The following is a 24,193-nucleotide window of genomic DNA, read 5'->3' as shown; positions in this document are numbered from 1 at the left end:
GGCGTGACATGCAGACCGAGCAGAACCAAGAAGATGTAACTTCGTCGACCATCGTCCCGTCGCGCGTCTTTCCGGTCGTTTGCGCTGCAATTGCGATCGGCGTGTTCATTCTTGACACAATTACCACCGCAGAGGTGGTTGTCGCTATACTGTACGTCGGCGTTGTCCTCCTGGCTGCCAGGTTTCTTCCGAAGCGTGGGATCATTCTCGCATCCTTGGGATGCTTGGCGCTTTTGGTGCTGAGCTATTTTTTGTCGCAATATGGTGAACCACCGGGTGCTGCCCTTCCGAACCTTCTTCTCAGCGTGGCAGTCATCGGCATGACGGCCTTCCTCGCGGTGCAGAACCAGTCGCGAGAAATGGTTCTGCGCGAGCAGGCCGGACTGCTTAACCTCACCCACGACACGATCTTCGTGCGCGACATGACCGACATCATCCTCTACTGGAACCGCGGCGCCGAGGAGCTGTACGGGTGGAGAAAAACGGAAGCTGTCGGCAAGATGTCTCATCAACTGATGCGGACGATCTTCCCCATGCCGCTCGAGGAGATCAGGGCAGAGTTGCTCCGCATCGGCCGCTGGGAAGGCGAACTCGTCCACACGAGAAAAAACGGGACGCAGGCGACGGTGGCGAGCCGGTGGGCTGTGCAACAGGACACACGAGGCCGTGCCATTGCGATCTTGGAGACCAACAACGACATCACCGAACGCAAGCGGGCGGAAGAGGCGCTGCGGGAGAGCGAGACGCGATATCGAAACATCTTCGAGACCGCAGGCGTGTCGATCTGGGAAGAGGACTTCTCTCAGGTCAAGGCGACCATCGATGAGCTGAAGGCACAGGGTGTTCGAGACTTCCGCGCGTATTTCGCCGCCCATCCGGAGTTTGTCCTGCATGCCATCCCGATGGTTAAGATCGTCGATGTAAACGATGCAACGGTCAAGCTGTTAGCGGCGCGGAGCAAGGGCGAGCTCGTTGGCTCACTGCGCGCCATATTTACGCCGGACGCGCTCGATGTTTTTGCCGGCGAGTTGCTCGCGGTTGCGGAAGAGCGATCTTCTTTTGCAGCAGAGACAACCATTCAAACTCTCAAGGGAGAGACGCTCTCGGTGCTTTTCACGATCATGTTCCCTCAGTCCACCAAGCTCGAGAGCGTGCTGGTGACCATTGTGGACATCACGGAGCGCAAGCGCGCCGCTGAAGCCTTGCGTGACACGCAAATGGAGCTCGCCCATGTCAATCGCGTAACGACCATGGGACAGATGACGGCCTCGATCGCACACGAGGTGAACCAGCCTATCGCCGCGGCGGGCACCAACGCCGCCGCCGCCCTGCGCTGGCTGGGAGCGCAACCGCCCGATCTGGAGGAGGTTCGCCAGGCACTAGCCCGCATCATCGAGAACGCGGGGCGTGCCAGCGACGTCATCGGCCGGATCCGTGCACTCATCAAGAGAGGCCCGCCACGTAGGGACAGGTTCGACCTCAACGAAGCCATCCTCGACGTCATGGCCATGACCCGCAGCGAAGTTCTGAAATATGGCGTCTCGCCGCAGATCAAGCTCGCGACCGGCCCGTTGTCGGTGGAAGGCGATCGCGTCCAGCTCCAGCAGGTGATCCTCAATCTCGTCCTCAATGCGGTCGAAGCCATGAGCGCCGTCGACGAGGGCCCCCGGGAGCTCCGAATCAGCACCGAGACGGATGCTGCCGCTGGCGGCGTGCTCGTCAGCGTGCACGATTCGGGCCAGGGGCTGGATCCGAACAGCGTGGACCGCCTGTTTGAGGCCTTCTACACGACCAAGTCCGACGGCCTGGGCATGGGCCTAGCCATCTGTCGATCGATCATCGAGGCGCACGGGGGGCGGTTGTGGGGATCCGCCAATGAATCTCGAGGTGCCACCTTTCAATTCACGCTACCTCCGGAACGGGACGAGGCTTCGCCTGCCGAGCAAGCAGACCTGCCGCCAGCGCTACCCGTGGCGTGAAAGTGCAGATCCAGTAAGCGAACCAAGCCCGTTCTCGGCGACGGCGGATGTCCCTGCTGAAATTGCGCCCGCGCCCTCCCCGCAATTGCCGTGACTGATGCGAAGTCAACGAGCGAAGCTGGATCGCTAAAAACTCTTGCATATTGCGTGATCATGCCTAATCTTTCCCCATCGCTTAACGACTGGGCGGAAAAATCAAAAAAATCAAAGGGAATGAAAAATATGGAAGTGACTCCAGAGATATCTGCGTACAAATATATTTTAGATTTAAAATATTTTTTCTATTCCCCTGCGGAAATCCGGCGGCTCACCTCCCAGCGCGAAGCCTTCAGCACTCGGATATCCCGGGCGTTTCATAACATCCGAAGAAAATTGCTCGTCACCGGCGTTGCCTTCGCCACCATCGCAGGCGGTGCGCAAGCTGCCGATTTTAAGTTTGCGGGGCCTCTCGATGCCTATACGCTTGATCCCCACGCCGTCTCCAACACCCTGATTTTCGCAGTGCTGAGCAACGTTTACGAGCCGCTGGTGCGCCGCGGCCCGGATCTTTCGCTGCAGCCGGCGCTTGCAACGGCGTGGTCCCAGGTCGACGACACGACCTGGGAGTTCACGCTTCGCCAAGGCGTAAAATTTTCCAATGGCGATGACTTCAAAGCGGATGACGTGGTCTTCTCGTTCACACGCGCCAAGGCCGGCGGCGTCAAGGCCAACCTCGCCTCCATCGCTTCGATCGAAAAGGTCGACGATTACAAAATCCGCCTGAAGACCGTCACCACCGATCCGATCCTGCCGAACGAAATCGTCAACTGGCTGATCATGGATAAGAAATGGGCCGAGGCGAACGGCGCGGTGCAACCGGGAAGCGCCAACAACACCACGGAGACCTTCGCCAATCGCAACACCAATGGCACCGGACCCTATGTCATCAAAGAGCGCGATCCCGGCGTCAAGACTGTTTTTGCAGCCAACCCGAGTTGGTGGGACAAAAGAAGCGGCAATGTCGATAATGCCACCTTCTTCGTCATTCCCAATCCCTCGACCCGCGTTTCGGCGCTAATTTCCGGCGAAGTCGACATGATCGACGGCCTCCCGCCGCAGGATGCCGATCGGGTCGGGAAGACCGACGGACTTCGAGTTCAAGCGGGACCGGACCTGCGTACGATCTACTTGCAGCCGGATGTAGCGCGCGACAACCTGATCTACGGCAGCGAGAAGGACAAGAATCCTTTTAGGGATGTCCGGGTCCGGCAGGCGATGCAGCTTTCGATCGACCCGGTCGCGATCCAGAAACGCATCATGCGCAATTTCTCCGTGCCGGATGGCCTGCCCATCGCAAGCGAGGTCAACGGCTTCGATCCGGCAACCGGCGAACCGGTAAAACTCGATCTGGACAAGGCCAAGGAACTGATGAAGGAGGCCGGCTACGAAAAAGGCTTCGCCGTCACACTCGACTGCACCAATGACCGATTCATGAATGACGAAGCCACCTGCATCGCCATCGCCGGCTCGCTGGCAAAGATCGGTATCAAGGTCGAACCTCGCGCGCAGGCGACCAGTCGTTGGGCAACGCAGATCAACCCGCCCGAATACAATACCAGCCTGGCGCTGCTCGGCTATTCGCCGGCGACCTATGACGCGCAGCTTTTCCTGACCTCGATCGCTGCCACGCGTGATCCGAAGAGTGGTCTCGGCGCCTTCAACATCGGCGGCTACTCCAATCCCGATGTGGATCGCCTGATCGGTGAGATCGCGAAGGAAAAGGATCAGGAGAAACGCAAGGGCCTCATCCAGCAGGCGTTGAAGATCATCAAGACCGACGTGGCGTTCATCCCACTTCACCAGCTCAATATCCTGTGGGGTGTGAAGAATAACATCACCGTCGTGCAACCCGCCGACCTTGCCTATCCGCTACGCTATTTCACGGTGAAGTAATGACTGTCGCTACCGATATCACCAGCCAGCTTGCGAAACTGGTTTCGTTTCCGACCGTGAGTGCGGTTTCCAATCTGGCCCTGCTCGATTATGTCGAAACACAGACTGCTCCCTTCGGCGGACGTGTCCGCCGATTTGCCAACCCAGAAGGCGACAAGGCCAATCTTTTCGTTAGCATTGGACCGGAAGAACCCGGCGGCATCGTCTTCAGCGGCCACACGGATGTCGTGCCGACGGAAGGCCAGGCCTGGACTGCCGATCCGTGGGTCCTGCGGGAAAAAGCCGATCGGGTGATCGGCCGCGGCGCGACGGACATGAAAGGCTTTCTGGCCTGCTGTCTTGCAGCCGCCCCGGTCATCGCCGCCAAGCCGCTGAAAAAACCGATTCACCTGGCCTTTTCCTATGACGAGGAAGTCGGCTGCACCGGCGTGGGCTCGATGGCGGAATGGGTCGGGGCCAGCGGATTGAAGCCACGGCTGGCAGTGATCGGCGAAGCGACCAGCATGGACCTGATATCCGCACACAAGGGCGGATTGATTGGCTGGGCGCGCGTCAAAGGCAAGCCCGGCCACTCATCGCAGCCTGACCGTTACGTCAATGCCGTCATGGTCGCAGCCGAGGTGATTTCGGAGATCAACCGTATCCGCGAGGACATGCGAAACGGTCCGCAGTTCGAGGGCCTCGACCCGCCCTATTCCACCATCCAGGTGAACCTCATCAAGGGGGGCCTGCACGGCAACATCGTCTCCGAGAGCTGCGATTTCTTCTGGGAGATGCGCATCATCCCCGGCGAGAGCGACATGGTCGTTCTCGAGCGGATGAAGCGCTTTGCCGCGTCGCTTGAGCCTGCGATGAAGGCCGTCGATCCCGCGTGCGGCATCAGTTTCGAGGTGCAATCGCGCATACCGGGGCTGAGGCCGAACGGCAACGCCGCGCTCGACGCGGAACTGCTTTCGCTCCTCGGCCGGTCGGAACCGCGTTACGTTCCCTACGGAACCGAGGCCGGTATCTTCCAGAACGCGGGTGTACCGTCGGTGGTCATCGGCCCCGGCGATATCGCCGACGCGCATCAACCGGATGAATCGATCGCCGTCGCGGAGCTTGAACGTTGCGTCGCCTTCCTCGACAAACTTGGTGATAGCTGCTGCTGAGGGGGTTGCATTGTTTGCTTACGCCACCTCGCGGGTCTTCCAGACCGTCATCGTCCTGCTGGTGATCAGCTTCATCGCCTTCCTGCTGGTCGCCAATATCGGCGACCCGTTGGCGGCGCTCCTGACCGCCGACTCGACGGTGGCTGAGCGGGCCGAACTCATCGCGCGGCTCGGCCTCGACCAGCCGCTTCCCGTGCGCTTCCTGCATTTCATCGGCAATTTCCTGCGGGGCGATTTCGGCCTGTCCTATCGCACGCAGGATCCGGTCGCCAATCTTATCGCCGAACGGCTTCCGGCGACCATGGAGCTTGCCTTCGCCAGCCTGCTGATCACGATCGCCGTCGGCATTCCGGCCGGTATCTATTGCGGCGTTCACCCGCGGTCGGCCCTGGGCCGGCTGATCATGGTTGTGTCGACCGCCGGCATCACCTTGCCGAATTTCGTCGTGGGGATCGTGTTGATCGCGGTCTTTGCCGTCCGGTTCGGCCTGCTTCCCTCCTTCGGGCGCGGAACGACGGTCGATCTCGGCTTCTGGACGACCGGGCTTCTGACTGCGTCGGGCTGGCGCGCCATCATCCTTCCGGCGACGACGCTCGCCACCTTCCAGGTCGCCTTTGTCATCCGCATCTTGCGCACGCAGCTCATGGAGGTCGGCCAGAGCGAGCATATCCGTTTTGCCCGTGCCCGCGGCCTTTCGGAAGCACGCATCTGGTACGTCTATGCGATCAAGAACACGCTGCTGCCGGTCATCACCATGCTCGGCCTGCAGCTCGGCAATATCATCGCCTTTTCGGTCGTCACGGAAAACGTCTTCGCCTGGCCGGGCCTCGGCTCGCTTTTCCTGCAATCGATCCAGTCCGCTGACATACCCGTGATCGCTGTGTACCTCATCTTTGTCGGCGTCGTGTTCATGGTCATCAACCTCATCGTCGAACTCTGCTATCCGCTGATCGACCCGCGTGTCTTGAGGAGGCAATCATGACGCCCGTCGTGAACACCCCGACTTCTCCCAGAAGACGCAGCGCCTTGTTTCGTGCCATGCGCGCATCCCCGGGGCCTGCCTTCTGCGCCGCGGTCATCTTGGCACTTTTCGTCTATGCCTTCGTCGTTCCTTTGTTTTCCGTGAACCCTTTCGAGTTCGAAGGCATGTCGGTGATGGACTCCTTTACGCCACCTGCCTGGATGCCGGACGGCAATCCGGTTTTTCCTCTTGGAACCGACGATCAAGGTCGCAATCTCCTGACCGCGATGGCCTATGGCTTGCGCACCTCCATTGTCGTCGGCATCCTCTCCGTGCTGATCGGCCTTGTGGTCGGCGGCGGCCTCGGCTTGATTGCCGGTTTTGCGGGCGGCAAGGTCGATGCCTTCATCATGCGGGCGGCGGACGTGCAGCTTGCCTATCCCGCCCTGCTGCTTGCCATGATCATCGATGGCGCCGCGCGTGCAGTGCTCGGTCAGGATCGTGACGTGTTCACGGCGATCGCCATCGTCGTGTTGTCCATCGGTATCGCCTTTTGGGTTCAATATGCGCGCACTATCCGCTCTTCCGTAATGGTCGAGAGGGATCAGGATTACGTTTCCGCCGCAAGGATCACCGGTCGGGGCAATATCAGCATCATTTTGCTGCACATTCTACCGAACGTCATGGCCCCGGTGCTCGTCATCGCCACCATCAACCTCGGCATCGCCATCATAACCGAAGCGACGTTGAGCTTCCTCGGGATCGGCATTCCGGTCACGACGCCGTCGCTCGGCACGCTGATCCGCAACGGCAACAATTTCCTGCAATCGGGGGAGTGGTGGATATCCGTCTGGCCGTGCCTGCTCCTCGTCTTCTTCGTCGTCTCCGTCAACATCCTCGGAGACCATCTGCGCGACGTTTACAATCCGCGCCTGAGAGGCCGCTCATGATTGACGCTCCGCTGCTGGATGTTCGCGATCTCACCGTCAAGATCAATCGGGACGGTAACGAAATCACCGCGCTCGACAATGTCTCCTTTTCTGTCGCTCCCGGCGAGGTGCTCGGCATCGTCGGGGAATCGGGCGCCGGCAAATCGATCACCGGCGCCGCGATCATCGATCTTCTCGTGCCGCCGCTGAAGAGAACAGGTGGTGCGATCACGCTACAAGGCCAACGCATCGATCAATTGCGCGGCAAGGCCATCCGCAATATTCGCGGCGGACGCATCGGTTTCGTCTTTCAGGATCCCATGACAAGCCTGAACCCTGTCATCCCGATCGGCCGCCAGCTTTGCGATACGATCCGATCGCATACGAAGGTCAGCAGTGACAGAGCCAAGGCGAAAGCGCTCGAGTGGCTGGACAGGGTGGGCCTGCCTGACCCTGTAGTGAACTTCAAGCGCTATCCACATCAGCTCTCGGGGGGAATGCGCCAGCGCGTTGTGATCGCGCTCGCGCTCTGCGCCGATCCGGCCCTGGTGATTGCCGACGAGCCGACGACGGCGCTCGACGTGTCGGTACAAGCGCATATCCTGCAGTTGCTGCGCGATCTGCACCGCGAAAGCAGAGTCGGCATGCTGCTGATCACCCATGATCTCGGCGTCATTGCGAAGATGGCGGATCGCGTCGCCGTCTTTTATGCGGGCCGCGTCGCGGAGATCGGTCCGGTGGCCGAGCTTTTCCATTCACCGCGTCATCCCTATACGCGCGGGCTGATCAACGCGACCCCGATGCCGGCGGAAGACGGCGCGATACGGCTCGACCAGATTCCCGGCGCGATGCCCGGCCTTGGCGCAGTCCCGGCCGGCTGCGCCTTCAATCCACGCTGCGTCAAGGCAGAGGCGGACTGTCGCGTAACGGTGCCTTCTCTGTTGGACGACGGTGCCGCCACCACCTATTCCTGTTTCCACCCGCTGGAAAGGCAGGCTGCGCAATGAATGCTTCGGAATTTCTGATTATTGATCGGGTGAGCAAGGTCTACAGGCGTCAACGGGGTCTTTTCGAACGCCTGCAGAAAGGCTCTGGCCAAGACGGCACCAAGGCCGTGAGCGAAGTCAGCCTCACCATCCATCGCGGCGAGACCGTGGGGCTTGTCGGCGAAAGCGGCTGCGGGAAATCGACGCTGGCGCGACTTGTCTCGGGCCTGATGCCCCCAACGCAGGGCAGGATCGATTTCCGCTCCGCAGGCGGTCCCAAACCGCGTCTGCAGATGATCTTCCAGGACCCTTATTCTTCGCTCAATGGCCGCTGGAAGATCGCCGATATCATCGCCGAACCTATCGTCGTGCATAAACTCCGGTCCGGACGCAGTGCCGTCCGGGCGCGCGTCGATGAGCTCCTGCAACAGGTCGGGCTTTCGAGCAGCGACGCCGAGAGATACCCGCAGGAATTTTCGGGTGGCCAGAGACAGCGCATCTCAATCGCCCGCGCCCTGGCCGGAGAGCCGGAATTCCTCATTCTGGACGAACCGACGAGCGCGCTCGACGTTTCCGTCCAGGCACAGATCCTCAACCTGCTACGCGACTTGCAGACCAATCTGCATCTGACCAGCTTGTTCATCACGCATAACCTTTCCGTCGTGCGCATCATGGCTGATCGCATCGGCGTCATGTATCTGGGAGAGCTGGTGGAGGAGGCCGGTTCGGAAGAACTGTTCAGCACGCCGCGTCACCCCTATACCCGGCTGCTGATCGATGCAGCACCGGATCTCGATGTCAGCGATCGGTCGCTTCACCCGATCGCCGGCGAACTTCCCAATCCCGCCAGCCCGCCACCCGGATGCCGTTTCAACACGCGCTGCCCCTTTGCCCAGGACATCTGTCGGAGCGCCGCTCCGCCGCAGCACCGCACGCCGACGGGCGGGATGTTCCGCTGCCATTTCGACCTCGATCTTGCCGGCACCACCGTCAAGCCGCCTTTGCCGGAAAGACGCAAGACTGCCTGACCGTCTCTTCGCCATCCTTTTTTTGTTTTTGAAGGGTCCGCACATGACCGCCGCCACCTCCCCTTCCCGCGACGCTGCGATACAAGAAGCCGTCGGCTACCTGCTCAACGGTACCTTCGAAGAAAGACTTCGGCGATGGGTGGCTATTCCCTCTGCGAGCCGCGTCGCCGCTAACAAGCCGGATCTCTGGCGTTACCTCACCGATGAGATGCAGCCGCTCTTCGAGCGCCTCGGTTTTAAGACGCGTATCTTCGAAAACGAACTCGCGCCCGGTCCCTTCCTCCTTGCCGAGCGGATCGAGGATCCGAACTTCACAACGGTCCTGCAATATGGACACGGCGACGTGGTCGCCGGTCTCGACGAGCAGTGGGATAAAGGCCTGTCACCCTTTGCCATGACGGAGAGGGATGGCAGATGGTATGGCCGTGGTACCGCCGATAACAAGGGACAGCACGCCGTCAACATCATAGCGATCGAAGCCCTGCTTGCGGTGCGCGGCTCGCTCGGCTTCAATTTGAAATTTCTGATCGAGATGGGCGAGGAGTCCGGCTCTGTCGGCCTTGAAGAGGTTTGCGCGGCGCATCGGGACGAGCTGGAGGCGGATGTCTTCATCGCGTCCGACGGCCCCCGCCTTGCGCTGGAACGGCCGACGATTTTTCTCGGTGCGCGCGGCGGCATGGCTTTCGAACTTGAGATCGAGGCACGGGAAAACTTCCAGCATTCGGGAAACTGGGGCGGCATCCTTTCCAATCCGGGGATAGAGTTGTGCCATGCCATAACCGCGCTTGTCGACCGTACAGGCCACATCAAGGTGCGGGAAATGACGCCCGGAAGCATCCCGGATAATGTCCGCGCTACGCTCAAGGAGTGCAGGATTACGCCGGCACCCGGCGATCCAGCGGTCGAAGAATGGTGGGGCGAACCCGGCCTTTCGCCCGAAGAAAAGGTTTTCGCCTGGAGCTCCTTCGAGGTGATGGAGATGGAATGCGGCAACCTTGCACAGCCGCTCTACGCCATTCCTCCACGCGCCCGCGCCCGCGTCCAGCTCCGCTTTCCGGTCGGCGTCGATCCGCAGGCCGTGGTTCCTGCCGTCAGAACGGCTCTTCAAAAAGCAGGTTACGGGCGCGTAAATGTGAGAGACCCCACCGATGCGACCTTTCTTGCCAGCCGCCTCGATCCGGATCATCCGTGGGTGCGCAGGGTCGCGGCCTCGATCGAAAAAACGCTAGGTTCCGCACCTGCGATCCTGCCCAATCTCGGCGGCTCGCTGCCGAACAATATCTTCTCCGACCTGCTCGGTCTTCCAACGATCTGGATACCGCATTCCTATCCCGGCTGCCTTCAACACGCCGCCAACGAACATCTGCCTGTCAGCATTGTCCATGAAGGCCTTGCAATCATGGCCGGTCTCTATTGGGATTTGGGCAACGAAACGACAAGGCCGGCGGACTGAGAAGAGCTGCCGAGGCACCCTCGACTGGAATCGGTCTATTTCGAGATAAAGCGGCCCCCTCGCCGCCGCCGGATTTCGGTGGCAGCCCTTTACTCCTTCAATTCCCGCTCGAATTCTTCGATCTGCTGGAGAACCCATGGATCATCGGCGGAGTATTGGATAGTCTCCTGCTCCATCCGCTTCCGCCGCCGCTCGACGATCCAGTCAATTATCGCGAGAAGCAGCCGCATTGCGTATCCATACTCTTTGCACATCTGGGAGGCCCGACCACCTGCTTCGCGAGCTGTATCAGTAGTCGAGCCTCAATCAGCCGCAAGGCGTTGCGGCGATTGCCTATTTGCCTCTCGCTAAATGAACGGTAGCTGAACATATATACACTCATTAAGAGAATATTTATATTCTGTACAACGCGTAAGCTCTTCGTTTCGCGATGGTGATTGGAAATATCCCCGATATCGCCTACCGCCTTTTTCCGGCTGCGGTCGATTCCACGGCGGCGCGATCAGAGCAACGAGCAGTAACGCAATGCTTCATAGATCGCGGCGTGGATATTGCGACTTGCCACGGCATCGCCGATCCGGATCAGGTCGAATGCGCCCTCCCCGTTTCGCTGCGGCAACGGCGGGCGACGCGCAATCAATGCCTGATAATCGACAGCGCCGAGATTTCGCGATGCCGGCTTCAGCTCGCGGTAAAGCTCATCATTCGCCATTGTCCCATGTTCGACAACGACCTGCGATACACGGCGCTCCCATTCCGTCTTTTCCGAAAAATCCGAGCTTAGAACCGCAATCAGCGCATTCCCGTCGCGGCGGACGGATTTCAGCCGTGTGTTTATCGTCACCCTGACGTTGCGTTCCGCGAAGGTTTTCGCATAAGGCACATGGTTCATGCCGCCCATTTCCGGTGCGAAGAAGCGTTCGGGTGAAACGAGCTCCAGCTCGGCGCCGCTATTGGCGATGACTTCGGCTGCTGACATGCCCTGATGCCCGCCATTGTCGTCGAACAACAGAACTTGCCCCTCGGGCTTCACAGCACCGGCGAGAATATCCCAGGACGAGGTGACAAGTTCCTCGCCAGCGTCGAGTTCGGGTGATTGCGCGATGCCGCCCGTCGCGACAACAACGATATCGGGCTCAAAGGCTAGAACATCTTCGGTCCCGGCATAGACGTCATAATGGATCGCAACGCCCAGATGCTCCAGCTCCGAAAGCCGCCAGTCGACGATGCCGATCATCTCCTTGCGGCGCGGATTGCGGGTGAGAAGGTTGATCTGACCGCCCGCCCTCCCGGTTGCTTCGAGCACATCGACCTTATGGCCGCGCTCGGCAAGGACGCGCGCAGCCTCCAGACCGGCGGGACCGGCGCCGATGACGACGGCCTTCCTGGCGACCGATGCCCTTTCGATCTCATGCGGCATCTCGGCCTCGCGGCCGGTCGCCGCATTGTGAATACAGAGCGCCTCGCCGCCTTCATAGATGCGATCGAGACAGTAGGTCGCGCCGACGCAAGGGCGGATGCGCGCCTCCTGTCCGGCCATGACCTTATTGACGATGTGCGGATCGGCAATGTGGGCGCGCGTCATGCCGACCATGTCGAGCTTGCCTTCCGCAATCGCATGGCGCGCGGTTGCGATATCCGCGATGCGCGCAGCGTGGAAGACAGGGAATTTGGTCGCTGCCCTGACCTCGCCGGCGAAATCAAGATGTGGCGCCGACGCCATGCCCTGGATTGGGATGACCTTATTGAGCGCCACGTCGTTATCGATATGGCCGCGAATGATGTTGAGAAAGTCGATATTCCCGGATGCGGCAAGGCGCCAGGCGATTTCGACGCCCTCTTCCCGCGACAGGCCCTTCTCCCAATCCTCGTCGGCGACAAGCCGCATGCCGACAATGAAATCGGGACCGACGGCCTTGCGGATGGCCTTGGTTGCCATCATCGAGAACCGCATGCGATTTTCGAGCGAGCCGCCGAAGTCGTCGTCGCGCCTGTTCGTGGCAGGCGACCAGAAGCCATCGATCAGATGGCCATAGGCTTCGAGTTCGATACCGTCGAGGCCGGCGGCCTGCATGCGCTGGGCGGCGGCTGCAAAATCAGCGATGATACGCTCGATATCCCATTCCTCGGCCGCTTTCGGGAAGGCGCGATGCGCCGGCTCGCGGATCGGCGACGGCGCAAGCACGGGCAGCCAATCACCCTTGTTCCAACCGGTGCGGCGGCCGAGATGAGTGAGCTGGATCATCACGGCCGCACCATATTCATGGCAGTCGTCGGCGAGCGTCTTCAGCCACGGAACGATCTCGTCGCGATAGGCGTGGAGATTGCCGAAGGCGGGCGGCGAATCCGGCGACACGATCGCAGATCCCGCCGTCATCGTCAGCGCAATGCCGCCCTTCGCCTTTTCGCGATGATAGAGCCTGTAGCGATCCGTCGGCATGCCGCCCTCGGAATAGGCCGGCTCATGCGCCGTCGACATGATGCGGTTCTTCAGGGTCAGATGCTTGAGTTGATAGGGCTGAAGCAAGGGATCGTTGGAGGTCATGTCGCTGTCATCGCTTTTGTGAAATCGAGGCTTGAACACCTATCTTTGCCGAGACGAAGGCCGATGGCTATAGCCGTCCAGGCGGCTCACGGATACGACGGCCCTGTCGCAGGTCAACGGCCGTGTGCCAGACGATCGTCGCAAAGATGATTGCACCGCCAACGAACGTAGCCACAGGCGGCATTTCAGAAAAGAAGAGCCAGACCCAGAACGGTGTCAATACGATTTCCATGGAGCTGATGAGGGCTGCATCAGCCGCGGGCATCTTTCTTGAACCGAAAAGGAAGAGGACAAAGGCGAGCGCAAAATTCGTCGCCCCGAAGGCGGCCAGCAAAAACCAATTGTTCATGTCGAGCGAGTTCGTCGAGGCGAAGGGAACGAAGACCACGAATGTCAGGAAGCCGCTGACGACGCTCGACGGCAGGATCGGAATACTGCGGTCCATGCGTGGGATGACGATGATCAACGCAAAGCTGACTGTCATGCCGAGCGCCAGCAGATCGCCGACGCCGGTACCGCCACCGATCGAGGAAGCGACGATGACGGCGACGCCGACGAGACAAACGCCGCCGGCAATCAGCGTCCGCTTCGCCACGCGCTCCTTGAGCATCGTCCAACTTAGGAAGGCTGCGATGAACGGTGCGGTCGCATAGATCATGGTCACATTGGCGACCGTCGTCATGTAGAGCGCACCGATGAAACAAGCCTGACAGATGGTCTGGCAGGCCAGCATCGCCAGGCCGGCAGGATGAAAAACCGAACTCCATTGACGCCGCGAAAACCCACCTTCGAGGAAAAAGCTGGGAATCAACAGGAACAAGCCACCGAACAGCGACCGCCAGGCGATCGCCGTCCAAATGTCCGTGGTCAGAAGGCGTGCGTAGATGCCGCTGCAGCTCCACGCAAGCATTGCCGTAGCCACGAGTATAACGCCCCTCTCATAATCGCTGGCAAGAGCGGAGCGGGCCGGAAACTGGAATGTCATGTATGGACTCGAGGAATGAATAGAAGGAACGCCCCTTGTGTGCGCCGATATTTGACATCAGACAAACGAATAGTAGAGATATGTGCCATCGGAAATTTTTGTGGCTTGCCAATGCGCGAACCCATCGAAAGCGATTTGCTCCGGACGTTTCTCGTCATTACCGAGACGTCGAATTTTTCCGTTGCCGCGCAACGCATAGGCCGCACGCAATCGGCCGTCAGCGCCCAGATCAAACGCCTCGAGGAAATTGTCGGTGAGGCGCTGTTCGAAAGAAGCGCGCGCGGGGTGGTACTGACCCGATCGGGAAATCAGTTGCTTCCCTATGCACGGCGGATCGTCGACCTGTTGAACGAGGCAGCCGCCACGATCCGCACCAAGCCGCTCAATGGACCTGTCCGGATCGGAATTCCGGAAGAATACAGTCAGACCGTCTTGCCGGCGGCGCTTGCCGCCTTCGCCGTCCGGCACCCTGCCGTCGAAGTGACGGTTTCCTGTGACTACACGGCGCGAAATCTTGCCGCCTTGGAGAAGGACGAGCTCGATCTTGCCGTCGTCTTCGACTGGAGCAATCAGAACACGGGAGAGGTGCTCTGCATCGATCCGACGGTCTGGGTGACATCGCTGGTGCACCGCCTGCATGATGCGACCCCACTGCCTATTGCGACATACCGGAACTCCACCTGGGCGCGCGACTTTGCCCTGCGTTCGCTGGAGCAGCAGGCGCGGCCCTATCGCGTCGCCTTCGTCGCCGACACCAGTTCCGGCCTGAAAAACGCCGTCTCCGCCGGCCTCGCCGTCACGACGCTATCCCGGAGCAACATTCCGCACGGCTGCCGGGAGCTGACGAGCGACGATGGCTTTCCGCCGGTCGATTCCTCTCGCGTCGTGCTTCGCCGCAATCCCTATCATTCCAGCGAGGCGATCCAGGAGCTTGCGGAAATGGTGCGTGAAGCCTTCCAGCCTATGTCGGCTCTGCTGCAGCCGTAGAGCGCCCACGCAAGCGCCGCCGTGTGCCGGAAGGACTTTCAGAAAAGCTGGCCCGATAGCTGCGGGAAAAGGCCGAAGCCGAGTTGAAGCCGGTCGCCGCCGCAATCTCCGCAAACGAAGCCTTCGTCTCGATCACCTTGCGTCGCGCGGCGTTGAGCCGAAGAGCGAGATAATGCACGTGCGGGGGGGCGCCGATGCTTTCCTGAAAGAGGGCCTGGAGATGGCGAGCGCTGATGCCGATCCGACGCGCCAGACGCGTCAGGACCAGCGGTTGCTCGATATTCTCCTCCATAAGCTTCACAGCCTGTGCGACGCGCGGGTCGCGCATGCGCAAGCCGGCAGTCGATGGCGAAAGCTCGACCGCGCCGTAAACGGCTGCCGGCTCGTAGATGAAAAGGCGGCTGACTTCGAGCGCCAGCGAATAGCCCTGCCGGCGCCGGATGATCTCCAGCATCAGGTCGACGGTCGGCAGCGAGCCTGCTGTGGTGATGCGCTTGCCGTCGATGACGAAACGGTCCTTGACGGCTCGCACCTGCGGATAGGCCAGCGCGAAATCCTCGAAATCTTCCCAATGGACCGCCGCCGACACATTGTCGAGAAGGCTTGCTTCCGCAAGCAACCAACTGCCGGATTCGATGCCGGCCATCATCGAGCGATAGCGCGCAGTCTGCGACAACTGCATCTTCAGCGCTTGCGTCGCGTTGCGCCGCCAATTGTAACTCGCGAGCACGAACAGCGGAGTTGTGTCGCTTGTCGGCCTGAAGCCGCCGGAAGCGGGAACCGGAATATGGCTCGTCGTTTCGACGGGCGAACCATCCGGTGTAAACAAGCGCCATCGATAGATCTCGGCTCCGGAAATGCGATTGGCACCGCGCAAGGGCTCGATCACCGAAGCGATCAGGATTAGGTTCGTTTCCGGCAGCACAAGCAGATCGATGTCGAGCGACGTATTGGTTGAAGTGAACACGGGCATCCTTTGATATTTCCGATAATGTATCGTTTACCTCCAAAATTGCAAAGCATGAAGACGCCTTATGCCTCGTAATGCCCTCAATACGAGGGAGAACAAAATGCCTCTTGCGATGAACCGCGATGTTTTCATCACCTGTGCCGTCACCGGTGCCGGCGACACGGTTTCGAAATCCAGCCATGTTCCGATCACCCCCAAGCAGATCGCCGATTCCGCGATCGATGCCGCAAAGGCCGGTGCCGCCGTCGTCCATTGCCATGTCCGCGATCCCGAGACCGGTGCTGCCAGCCGCCGCAACGATCTCTACAAGGAAGTGACGAACCGCATCCGCTCTGCAGATGTCGATGTGGTGCTCAATCTGACCGCCGGGATGGGCGGCGACCTGATCTTCGGTGATGTCGAAAGCCCCCTGCCTCTGAACGTCAGGGGTACCGACATGGCCGGTGCCACGGAGCGCGTCAGCCATGTCGCCGAATGCCTGCCGGAAATCTGCACGCTCGATTGCGGCACGATGAACTTCAGTCTTGGTGACTACGTCATGACCAACACGCCCTCCATGCTGCGGGCGATGGCGAAGAAGATGACGGACCTCGGCGTTCGCCCCGAAATCGAAGCCTTCGATACCGGTCATCTCTGGTTTGCCAAACAGCTTGCCGAGGAGGGTCTGATTGAGGACCCCATCCTCATCCAGCTCTGCATGGGCATCCCCTGGGGGGCGCCCGATGACCTCAACACCTTCATGGCGATGGTCAACAACGTTCCCAAGAGCTGGACCTTCTCGGCCTTTTCCATCGGCCGCAACGCCCTCGCCTATCCGGCGGCAGCCATCCTTGCCGGCGGCAATGTCCGCGTCGGGCTCGAAGACAATCTCTATGCCGGAAAGGGCATGCTCGCGACCAACGCACAGCTCGTCGAAAAGGCGGTGCAAGTTGTCGAGGGCATGGGCGCGCGCATCATCGGCCCCGATGACGTCCGCAAGAAACTGAAACTGACGAAGCGCTGAGGACTCGATGACCAGGATCAACAAGGCAGCCTGCATCGGCGGCGGCGTCATTGGCGGCGGATGGATCGCCCGCTTTCTGCTGGCAGGCATCGACGTCGATGTCTTCGACCCGCATCCCGAAGCGATCCGCATCGTCGGCGAAGTGCTTGATAACGCCGAAAAGGCCTACGTGATGCTGACCGGCGCACCGCTTCCGCCACGCGGCAAGCTCACCTTCCGCGAGACGCTGCAGCAGGCCGTCGCCAATGCCGACTGGATCCAGGAGAGTGTTCCCGAGCGGCTCGATCTCAAGCGCAAGGTGCTGACCGAGATCGATGCGGCGGCAAGGCCCGACGGGCTGATCGGCTCCTCGACCTCCGGCCTGTTGCCGACCGATCTGCAGCGCGACATGCGCTATCCGGAACGCCTCTTCGTCGCCCATCCCTATAACCCTGTCTATCTGCTGCCGCTCGTCGAAATTGTCGGCGGCGAAAAGACCTCCAAGGCGACGATCGCGGCCGCCATGGAACGATTGCCGCCGATCGGCATGAAGGGTGTGCATATCGCCAAGGAGATCGAGGCTTTCGTCGGTGACCGCCTGCTGGAAGCCCTGTGGCGCGAGGCGCTCTGGCTGATCAAGGACGACATCTGCACCGTCGAGACGCTGGACGACGTCATTCGCTATTCCTTCGGTCTGCGCTGGGCGCAGATGGGTCTCTTCCAGACCTACCGCATTGCCGGCGGCGAAGCTGGCATGCGGCATTTCCTCGCGCAATTCGGCCCGGCCCTGCAATGGAACTGGACGAAGCTGATGGATGTCGTCGATCTCGACGACGCGCTTGTCGAAAAGATCGGCCAGCAGTCGGACGAGCAGGCCGATGGATTGTCGATCCGCGAACTGGAGCGCATTCGCGACGAAAATCTCGTCGGCATCCTGCAGACGCTGAAGGGTAGCCATGGCGGCAAGGGCTGGGGTGCCGGCAAGCTGCTTAAGGAATTCGAGCAGGACCTTTGGGCGTCCGCTGGCGGCGAAAAGAAGCTGGCGGATGTCGCACATCCGCTGCGGCTTATCGAAACCAAAGTCAGCCCGGCATGGGTGGACTATAACGGCCACATGACCGAACATCGTTATCTGCAGGTGTTCGGCGATACTTCGGATGCGCTGCTACGCCTGATCGGCGTCGACTTCGCCTATGTGGAGCGCGGACACAGCTATTACACCGTCGAGACGCATATTCGCCATCTCGGCGAAGCCAAGCTTGGTCAGGCAATCCATTCGACCTGCCAGCTTCTGTCGGCCGACGAGAAGCGGCTGCATGTGTTCCACACGATCTACGACACCGCAACGGGCGACGCGATCGCCACCGCCGAGCACATGCTGCTGCACGTCGATGCCAAGGCCGGAAAAGCCGCGTCCGCACTGGAGGAGGTGTTGAGCAAAATAAGGCCAATTGCCGAGGCTCATGCAAAACTGCCGATGCCGGATGGCGTCGGGCGTCATGTCGGACAAAAACGCTAGGAGGAAGCGGTCATGAATTTCGGGCTCGGCGAAGAACAGGAGATGATCGTCAAGACGGTCCGCGAATTCGTCGAGACCGAGATCTATCCGCATGAGAGCGAGGTCGATCGCACCGGCATCGTGCCGCCGGAGCTTGCCCAGGAAATCCGCCACAAATGCATCGATCTCGGCTTCTACGCCTGTAACTTCCCTGAGGAGATCGGCGGCGCCGGCCTCGATCATGTGACCTTCACCCTCGTCGAGCGTGAACTCGGCCGCGGCTCGATGGCGCTGACCGTCTTCTTCGGCCGCCCTTCGGGAATTCTGATGGCCTGCGAAGGCGAACAGCGCGAACGATATCTCCTGCCTGCGGTACGCGGCGAGAAGATTGACGCGCTTGCCATTACCGAACCCGATGCCGGCTCCGACATGCGCGGCATGAAATGCGCAGCACGGCAGGATGGCGGCGATTTCATTCTCAACGGCACCAAGCATTTCATCTCCCATGCCGATGTCGCCGATTTCGTCATCGTCTTTGCCGCCACCGGCGAGGAGGAAACGCCGAAAGGCACCAAGAAGAAAATCACGGCTTTTCTGGTCGATCGCGGCACGCCGGGATTCGAGATCCTCAAGGGCTATGAATCGGTCTCCCATCGCGGCTATCACAACGTCATACTCAGCTTCACAGACTGCCGCCTACCCAAGTCGCAGGTGCTCGGTGAGGTGCATCGCGGCTTCGATATTGCCAATGAATGGCTTTATGGTACGCGTTTGACGGTGGCCGCGACCTGCGTCGGACGGGCCCGCCGAGTTTTCGACATGGCGCTGCCCTATGCGGCCGAACGCAAGCAGTTCGGCCGGCCGATCGGCGCCAATCAGGGCGTGTCGTTCAAGCTTGCCGACATGATCACGGAAATCGATGCCGCCGACCTTTTGACGCTGTCTGCCGCCTGGCGGCTCGACGCGGGCCTTAGCGCCAATCGCGAGATCGCATCGGCCAAGCTCTACGCCTCCGAAATGCTTGCTCGCGTCACCGACGAGGCGATCCAGATCTTCGGCGGCATGGGATTGATGGACGATCTACCGCTGGCCCGTTTCTGGCGCGATGCCCGCGTCGAGCGCATCTGGGATGGGACCTCGGAAATCCAGCGGCACATCATCAGCCGCGATCTGCTGCGGCCGTTTGGAGCATGACCGGATGACGCAACGCCCGCTCGATCGCCTGATCAGACCGCAAACGATCGCCGTCTTCGGCGGCCGTGAGGCGCGCCGGGTCATCGAGCAATGCGATCGCATGGGTTTTGTAGGCGAGATCTGGCCGGTTCATCCGACGCTCGATGCGGTGCTTGGGCGCCGATGTTATCGATCGGTGGGCGAACTGCCCACCGCACCGGATGCCGCCTTCGTCGGCGTCAACCGGATGCTGACCATCGATATCGTGCGCGCGCTTTCAGACAGAGGCGCCGGCGGTGCCGTCTGCTACGCCTCTGGCTTCAGCGAAGCGGTTGCCGAACTGGCCGATGGAGAGGATCTGCAGCGGTCGCTCGTCGAGGCCGCAGGCCCCATGCCGATCGTCGGGCCGAATTGCTACGGCCTGATCAATGGTCTGGATGGCGCTCTGCTCTGGCCTGACCAGCACGGAATGGTGCGCGTCGAACGTGGTGTCGCCATCCTCACCCAGTCCTCGAACATCGCCATCAATCTCTCCATGCAAAAGCGCGGCCTGCCCATCAGCTACCTGATGACGGCAGGCAACCAGGCGCAGACGGGATTGTCGGACCTCGCCCTCGCGGTTCTCGAAGATCCTCGCGTCACGGCGATCGGCTTGCATATCGAAGGGTTTGGCAATGTCCAGACACTTCAGAAACTTGCCATGCGTGCGAGGGAGCTGCGCAAACCCGTCGTCGCTTTGAAGGTCGGCAAATCCGAACAGGCGCAGCGCGCCGCTGTCTCGCATACGGCATCCCTTGCCGGCAGCGACGCCGTTGCCGATGCAGTTCTCGCCCGTCTCGGGATCGGTCGCGTCGCAACGCTGCCGGAGCTGATCGAGACGCTGAAACTACTGCACGTGACCGGCCCACTGGCAAGCAGTGCGATCTCTTCAATGAGCTGTTCGGGCGGCGAAGCCTCGCTGCTGGCCGATGCGGCGACCGGCCGGGCCGTGGATTTTCGCGCCCTGAAATCAGAGCAGCTGCCCGCCTTACGGCGCAGCCTCGGCGAAATGGTCGCGCTCTCCAATCCTCTTGACTATCATACTTTCGTTTGGGGCGATCTTTCTCGCCAAACGGAAGCTTTCGCCGCCATGTTCGAGGGCGACTACGCGCTCAATCTGATCGTTCTCGATTTCCCGCGAGACGATCGTTGCGATGGTGCGGACTGGATGACGACGATTGCCGCGGTCGCAGCGGCGGTAAAACGAACCGGCGCCCATGCGGGCATCCTGGCGACCCTGCCGGAAAACATGCCGGAGACGATTGCCATGCAGCTGATCGGGGATGGCATTGCGCCCTTCTGTGGCATCAGCGAAACCATTGCCGCGGCGGAGGTTGCAAGCCGGATCGGTACGGCCTGGCGTGCACGACCGCCACTGCCGCTGCTCGACATTCCCTCCGCCGCAGGCGATATCGAAACCTTGAGCGAGGCAGCGGCCAAGGCGGAACTATCCGCCGCCGGCCTTACCATTCCACAGGGAGCAACGGCATCCAATCCAAACGACGCTGCAGACCAGGCTCAACGCCTTGGCTTTCCCGTCGCCTTGAAGGCGCTGGGCGTCGAACACAAGTCGGAGATGGGAGCCGTCGCACTCAACCTGTGGGATGTGCAAGCAGTACGAAGCGCAGCAGAGCGGATGGCCTCTGTCGCCTCCGGATACTTGGTCGAACGCATGATCGAACGCCCCATCGCGGAGTTGATCGTCGGCGCCGTACGCGATCCGGCCCTCGGATTGGCATTGACGGTCGGAGCGGGTGGAATCCTGGTGGAATTGCTTGAAGACTCCATCATTTTAGCTCTTCCGGTGACAAAAGAAGACGTCCTGGAAGCTATTTCGCGGTTGAAGGTCAGAAAATTGATCGAAGGCTATCGCGGCGGTGCCAAGAGCGACCTCGGTATCGTTGCTGACGCCGTCGTATCAGCGGCAGAATATGTCGTAAAAAACGCCGCGCGGCTTGAGGAACTAGACATTAATCCATTGATGGTTCTGCCTGAAAATCGTGGCGTCGTTGCCGCAGATGCCCTCATCCGGCGAAGGAGGTAGTGGAAGTTGCACAGCCCCATTCGCACCCGGCGAGACAGCGGTATCTTGGAGGTCATCATCGACCGGCCGAAGGCGAACGCCATCGACCTTGCGACAAGCCGCGAGATGGGCCTGATCTTCCGCGATTTCCGGGATGATCCCGACCTGCGTGTCGCGATCGTTTCGGGTGCCGGCGAGAAGTTCTTTTCGGCCGGCTGGGATTTGAAGGCGGCGGCGGCCGGCGACGCTGTCGACGGCGACTATGGCGTCGGCGGTTTCGGTGGCCTGCAGGAACTTCGCGATCTCAACAAACCGGTGATTTGCGCCGTCAACGGCATCTGTTGCGGCGGCGGCCTGGAGATCGCCCTGTCTGCCGACCTGATCATCGCCGCAGAACACGCGACCTTTGCCCTTCCGGAAATCCGCTCGGGAACCGTTGCGGACGCCGCATCGATCAAATTGCCGAAGCGCATCCCCTATCATATCGCAATGGACATGCTGCTGACCGGCCGCTGGCTTGATGTCGCCGAGGCCCATCGCTGGGGCTTCGTCAACGAGATCGTCGCCGCAGACAGGTTGATGGATCGGGCATGGGAACTCGGCCGGCTTCTCGAAAGCGGTCCGCCGCTCGTCTACGCGGCCATCAAGGAAATTGTCCGCGAAGCGGAGGGAACGACGTTTCAGACTGCCATGAACAAGATCACCAAACGGCAGTTTGCGAACGTCGATGCCCTCTATTCGAGCGAGGATCAGTTGGAAGGCGCAAGGGCATTCGCAGAGAAGCGAACCCCAATCTGGAAAGGAAAGTGAGGAGGCGGCGGCAACCGCATCATTTTCCCGCATGATCGCGGGCAATCAAGCTTCCGGCGGAGAGGAAACCGCATCCGAAGCCTTGCCCGAGAGTTCTATCAACACATGAGGAAGAAGGAACAGGGGAATGAAAGACTACACGAAACATCTGGCAAGCCGTGTGACCTCAGGCGGACTGAGCCGCCGCGAATTCATGGGGCGAGCCATGGCGGCTGGCATGACATTGGCACTTGCCGACCAGCTTTTCACCGAAAGCGCAATGGCAGCCGAACCAAAGCGTGGCGGCCATCTGAAGCTTGGCCTCGAAGGCGGTGCCGCCACCGATTCCAAGGACCCGGCGAAGTTCCTGTCGCAATTCATGTTCTGCGTCGGCCGCTGCTGGGGTGACATGCTGGTTGAATCCGATCCGCTGACCGGCGCTGCCGTGCCGGCGCTCGCCGAATCCTGGGAACCGTCGAAGGATGCCGCCACCTGGACCTTCAAAATCCGCAAGGGCGTCAAGTTCCACAATGGCAAGGATCTGACCATCGCCGACGTCGTTGCCACCCTCAAGCGCCACACGGACAGTAAGTCGGAATCCGGCGCGCTCGGCGTCATGAAATCGATCAAGGAGATCAAGGCCGACGGTGGCGACCTCGTCCTGACGCTGACCGAAGGCAACGCCGACATGCCGTTGCTGCTCTCCGACTACCATCTCGTCGTCCAGCCGAACGGCGGCAACGACGATCCGCTCGCCTCGATCGGCACCGGTCCCTACAAGCTTGTCAGTTTCGAGCCCGGTGTGCGCGCGACTTTCGAGAAGAACAAGGACGATTGGCGCACTGACCGCGGTTATGTCGACTCGATCGAAATCATCGGCATGAACGATGCTACGGCACGTATCGCCGCGCTGTCGTCGGGCCAGGTGCACTACATCAACCGTGTCGACCCGAAGACCGTTGACCTGCTGAAGCGCGCGCCGAATGTCGAAATTCTGTCGACCGCCGGCCGCGGACACTACGTGTTCATCATGCATTGCAACACCGCGCCGTTCGACAACAACGACCTTCGCCTGGCGCTGAAATACGCCATGGACCGCGAAACCATGGTCAAGAAGATCCTCGGCGGCTACGGCAAGGTCGGCAACGACTTCCCGATCAACAGCACCTATGCCCTCTTCCCTGAAGGCATCGAGCAGCGTGTCTATGATCCCGACAAGGCCGCCTTCCACTACAAGAAGTCCGGTCACAGCGGCTCCGTGCTGCTGCGCACCTCGGAAGTCGCCTTCCCGGGTGCCGTCGACGCCGCCGTTCTCTATCAGGAGAGCTGCAAGAAGGCCGGGATCAACATCGAGGTCAAGCGCGAGCCGGGTGATGGCTACTGGACCAACGTCTGGAATGTCCAGCCTTTCTCCACCTCGTACTGGGGTGGCCGCCCGACACAGGATCAGATGTATTCCACCGCCTATCTCTCGACAGCCGATTGGAACGACACCCGCTTCAAACGTCCGGACTTCGACAAGCTTCTCCTCGAGGCCCGCTCCGAACTCGACGAGGCCAAGCGCAAGGAGCTTTATCGCACCATGGCGATGATGGTCCGCGACGAGGGCGGCGTCATCCTGCCGATGTTCAACGACTTCGTGAACGCCTCCACCAAGCAGGTGAAGGGCTATGTCCACGATATCGGCAACGACATGTCGAACGGCTACGTCGCGACCCGCGTCTGGCTGGACAGCTGATGCCCGAAGCAGGGCGGAAACGCCCTCATCTCTAACGGAACCGGG

General features: G+C 60.6%; 19 protein-coding genes. 15 read left to right on the top strand and 4 right to left on the bottom strand.

Annotated elements, in window-relative coordinates; all coding sequences use genetic code 11:
- Positions 1 to 8: 8 nt before the first annotated feature.
- The 8 genes from FHT86_RS20710 to FHT86_RS20675 all read left to right on the top strand — a co-directional run bounded on the left by FHT86_RS20710 (position 9) and on the right by FHT86_RS20675 (position 10,419).
- Positions 9 to 1,979: an ATP-binding protein gene (locus FHT86_RS20710; RefSeq protein WP_133709365.1), complete on the top strand. Its 1,971-nt coding sequence runs from the start codon at positions 9 to 11 to the stop codon at positions 1,977 to 1,979.
- Positions 1,980 to 2,351: 372 nt separating this feature from the next.
- Positions 2,352 to 3,911, top strand: a complete 1,560-nt coding sequence (locus tag FHT86_RS20705) for an ABC transporter substrate-binding protein (RefSeq protein WP_166656887.1) — start codon at positions 2,352 to 2,354, stop codon at positions 3,909 to 3,911.
- The gene (argE, locus tag FHT86_RS20700; RefSeq protein ID WP_133709363.1) at positions 3,911 to 5,062 is read left to right on the top strand and encodes an acetylornithine deacetylase; all 1,152 of its coding nucleotides are present in this window, start codon (positions 3,911 to 3,913) and stop codon (positions 5,060 to 5,062) included. The genes FHT86_RS20705 and argE overlap by 1 nt, the downstream gene beginning before the upstream one ends.
- Before the next feature lie 10 nt (positions 5,063 to 5,072).
- Entirely contained in the window at positions 5,073 to 6,044 is a 972-nt protein-coding gene (locus FHT86_RS20695) for an ABC transporter permease (protein ID WP_133709362.1), read from the top strand.
- Positions 6,041 to 6,973, top strand: coding sequence for an ABC transporter permease (locus FHT86_RS20690; RefSeq protein ID WP_133709361.1), 933 nt, complete (start codon positions 6,041 to 6,043; stop codon positions 6,971 to 6,973). The genes FHT86_RS20695 and FHT86_RS20690 overlap by 4 nt, the downstream gene beginning before the upstream one ends.
- On the top strand, positions 6,970 to 7,959 hold the full coding sequence (locus tag FHT86_RS20685) for an ABC transporter ATP-binding protein (RefSeq protein WP_133709360.1): 990 nt from the start codon (positions 6,970 to 6,972) through the stop codon (positions 7,957 to 7,959). Before FHT86_RS20690 ends, FHT86_RS20685 begins: the two co-directional genes overlap by 4 nt.
- Positions 7,956 to 8,966, top strand: a complete 1,011-nt coding sequence (locus FHT86_RS20680) for an ABC transporter ATP-binding protein (protein ID WP_133709359.1) — start codon at positions 7,956 to 7,958, stop codon at positions 8,964 to 8,966. The genes FHT86_RS20685 and FHT86_RS20680 overlap by 4 nt, the downstream gene beginning before the upstream one ends.
- 43 nt (positions 8,967 to 9,009) lie before the next feature.
- Positions 9,010 to 10,419, top strand: a complete 1,410-nt coding sequence (locus tag FHT86_RS20675) for a M20 family metallopeptidase (protein WP_133709358.1) — start codon at positions 9,010 to 9,012, stop codon at positions 10,417 to 10,419.
- A gap of 89 nt (positions 10,420 to 10,508) precedes the next feature.
- Here the strand turns inward: FHT86_RS20675 and FHT86_RS20670 are convergent, their stop codons facing one another.
- The 3 genes from FHT86_RS20670 to FHT86_RS20660 form a co-directional block, all read right to left on the bottom strand.
- Positions 10,509 to 10,649 (bottom strand): hypothetical protein, encoded by a 141-nt coding sequence (locus FHT86_RS20670; protein WP_166656886.1) that lies wholly within the window; start codon positions 10,647 to 10,649, stop codon positions 10,509 to 10,511.
- 272 nt (positions 10,650 to 10,921) lie between these two features.
- Positions 10,922 to 12,964: an NADH:flavin oxidoreductase gene (locus tag FHT86_RS20665; protein WP_133709357.1), complete on the bottom strand. Its 2,043-nt coding sequence runs from the start codon at positions 12,962 to 12,964 to the stop codon at positions 10,922 to 10,924.
- 67 nt (positions 12,965 to 13,031) lie between these two features.
- Entirely contained in the window at positions 13,032 to 13,949 is a 918-nt protein-coding gene (locus FHT86_RS20660) for a DMT family transporter (protein WP_133709356.1), read from the bottom strand.
- A gap of 111 nt (positions 13,950 to 14,060) precedes the next feature.
- Here FHT86_RS20660 and FHT86_RS20655 point away from each other — a divergent pair, with 111 nt between their 5' ends.
- Positions 14,061 to 14,936 carry a LysR substrate-binding domain-containing protein gene (locus FHT86_RS20655; protein WP_133709355.1) on the top strand — a complete coding sequence of 292 codons (876 nt, stop codon included), beginning with the start codon at positions 14,061 to 14,063 and terminating at the stop codon, positions 14,934 to 14,936.
- Here FHT86_RS20655 and FHT86_RS20650 read toward each other — a convergent pair.
- The gene (locus FHT86_RS20650; RefSeq protein ID WP_133709354.1) at positions 14,911 to 15,909 is read right to left on the bottom strand and encodes a GlxA family transcriptional regulator; all 999 of its coding nucleotides are present in this window, start codon (positions 15,907 to 15,909) and stop codon (positions 14,911 to 14,913) included. The two genes, FHT86_RS20655 and FHT86_RS20650, sit on opposite strands and share 26 nt — an antisense overlap.
- A 97-nt stretch (positions 15,910 to 16,006) precedes the next feature.
- On the opposite strand from FHT86_RS20650, the gene FHT86_RS20645 reads away from it, so the two are divergent.
- The 6 genes from FHT86_RS20645 to FHT86_RS20620 all read left to right on the top strand — a co-directional run bounded on the left by FHT86_RS20645 (position 16,007) and on the right by FHT86_RS20620 (position 24,148).
- Positions 16,007 to 16,909 carry a 3-keto-5-aminohexanoate cleavage protein gene (locus FHT86_RS20645; RefSeq protein WP_133709353.1) on the top strand — a complete coding sequence of 301 codons (903 nt, stop codon included), beginning with the start codon at positions 16,007 to 16,009 and terminating at the stop codon, positions 16,907 to 16,909.
- 7 nt (positions 16,910 to 16,916) lie between these two features.
- Positions 16,917 to 18,407 carry a carnitine 3-dehydrogenase gene (locus FHT86_RS20640; RefSeq protein WP_133709352.1) on the top strand — a complete coding sequence of 497 codons (1,491 nt, stop codon included), beginning with the start codon at positions 16,917 to 16,919 and terminating at the stop codon, positions 18,405 to 18,407.
- A gap of 12 nt (positions 18,408 to 18,419) precedes the next feature.
- Positions 18,420 to 19,580: an acyl-CoA dehydrogenase family protein gene (locus FHT86_RS20635; protein WP_133709351.1), complete on the top strand. Its 1,161-nt coding sequence runs from the start codon at positions 18,420 to 18,422 to the stop codon at positions 19,578 to 19,580.
- Positions 19,581 to 19,584: 4 nt separating this feature from the next.
- Positions 19,585 to 21,642, top strand: a complete 2,058-nt coding sequence (locus FHT86_RS20630; RefSeq protein ID WP_133709350.1) for an acetate--CoA ligase family protein — start codon at positions 19,585 to 19,587, stop codon at positions 21,640 to 21,642.
- A gap of 6 nt (positions 21,643 to 21,648) precedes the next feature.
- On the top strand, positions 21,649 to 22,431 hold the full coding sequence (locus tag FHT86_RS20625; protein ID WP_133709349.1) for a carnitinyl-CoA dehydratase: 783 nt from the start codon (positions 21,649 to 21,651) through the stop codon (positions 22,429 to 22,431).
- 127 nt (positions 22,432 to 22,558) lie between these two features.
- Positions 22,559 to 24,148, top strand: coding sequence for an ABC transporter substrate-binding protein (locus FHT86_RS20620; protein ID WP_133709348.1), 1,590 nt, complete (start codon positions 22,559 to 22,561; stop codon positions 24,146 to 24,148).
- The last annotated feature ends 45 nt before the right edge of the window (positions 24,149 to 24,193 follow it).

The sequence above is a fragment of the Rhizobium sp. BK313 genome (genome assembly GCF_014193655.1).
GTDB lineage: Bacteria > Pseudomonadota > Alphaproteobacteria > Rhizobiales > Rhizobiaceae > Rhizobium.
This window is presented reverse-complemented; position numbering and strand designations above follow the sequence as displayed.

Bases quoted from the DNA above. Each gene is read 5' to 3' on its own strand.
- FHT86_RS20630 (WP_133709350.1), top strand. From the start codon at position 19,585: ATGACGCAACGCCCGCTCGATCGCCTGATCAGACCGCAAACGATCGCC.
- FHT86_RS20680 (WP_133709359.1), top strand. From the start codon at position 7,956: ATGAATGCTTCGGAATTTCTGATTATTGATCGGGTGAGCAAGGTCTAC.
- FHT86_RS20635 (WP_133709351.1), top strand. From the start codon at position 18,420: ATGAATTTCGGGCTCGGCGAAGAACAGGAGATGATCGTCAAGACGGTC.
- FHT86_RS20675 (WP_133709358.1), top strand. From the start codon at position 9,010: ATGACCGCCGCCACCTCCCCTTCCCGCGACGCTGCGATACAAGAAGCC.
- FHT86_RS20710 (WP_133709365.1), top strand. From the start codon at position 9: ATGCAGACCGAGCAGAACCAAGAAGATGTAACTTCGTCGACCATCGTC.
- argE (WP_133709363.1), top strand. From the start codon at position 3,911: ATGACTGTCGCTACCGATATCACCAGCCAGCTTGCGAAACTGGTTTCG.
- FHT86_RS20690 (WP_133709361.1), top strand. From the start codon at position 6,041: ATGACGCCCGTCGTGAACACCCCGACTTCTCCCAGAAGACGCAGCGCC.
- FHT86_RS20650 (WP_133709354.1), bottom strand. From the start codon at position 15,909: ATGCCCGTGTTCACTTCAACCAATACGTCGCTCGACATCGATCTGCTT.
- FHT86_RS20660 (WP_133709356.1), bottom strand. From the start codon at position 13,949: ATGACATTCCAGTTTCCGGCCCGCTCCGCTCTTGCCAGCGATTATGAG.
- FHT86_RS20685 (WP_133709360.1), top strand. From the start codon at position 6,970: ATGATTGACGCTCCGCTGCTGGATGTTCGCGATCTCACCGTCAAGATC.
- FHT86_RS20670 (WP_166656886.1), bottom strand. From the start codon at position 10,649: ATGCGGCTGCTTCTCGCGATAATTGACTGGATCGTCGAGCGGCGGCGG.
- FHT86_RS20665 (WP_133709357.1), bottom strand. From the start codon at position 12,964: ATGACCTCCAACGATCCCTTGCTTCAGCCCTATCAACTCAAGCATCTG.
- FHT86_RS20640 (WP_133709352.1), top strand. From the start codon at position 16,917: ATGACCAGGATCAACAAGGCAGCCTGCATCGGCGGCGGCGTCATTGGC.
- FHT86_RS20655 (WP_133709355.1), top strand. From the start codon at position 14,061: ATGCGCGAACCCATCGAAAGCGATTTGCTCCGGACGTTTCTCGTCATT.
- FHT86_RS20620 (WP_133709348.1), top strand. From the start codon at position 22,559: ATGAAAGACTACACGAAACATCTGGCAAGCCGTGTGACCTCAGGCGGA.
- FHT86_RS20645 (WP_133709353.1), top strand. From the start codon at position 16,007: ATGCCTCTTGCGATGAACCGCGATGTTTTCATCACCTGTGCCGTCACC.